Below are 282 nucleotides of genomic sequence, written 5' to 3' on the forward strand. Positions count from 1 at the left end.
GTCTACTTGTACAACAATAATAGGCTTAATGCCGCTCATTTTATCTAAAGATGTTTTGTTTTATGGCCAAGCAAGCACTATTGCGTTTGGTCTTGCAATGGGAACAATTTTATCATTAGGGTTTGTTCCGGTTGTGTATACTTTTTTCTTTAAAATAAAGCCGGTTAAAGCAGATAAACAACAAACCCAGCGTGAGTTAGAGCAGGCTTAATACGAAGGGCTGATAATAGTTTTATCCCTATTTAGTGGTAATTTTAGCCACTAAATAGGCCTGTTTTATTC

Annotated in this window: 1 protein-coding gene; it reads left to right on the forward strand. The window is 35.8% G+C overall.

The window, feature by feature from the left end; translation table 11 throughout:
- The coding region (locus tag AAEY62_RS21970) for a hypothetical protein (protein ID WP_350636519.1) at window positions 1–211 on the forward strand (211 nt) is incomplete at its 5' end.
- Window positions 212–282 lie beyond the last annotated feature (71 nt).

This window comes from Pseudoalteromonas sp. GW168-MNA-CIBAN-0100, from assembly GCF_040309225.1.
Lineage (GTDB): Bacteria > Pseudomonadota > Gammaproteobacteria > Enterobacterales > Alteromonadaceae > Pseudoalteromonas > Pseudoalteromonas arctica.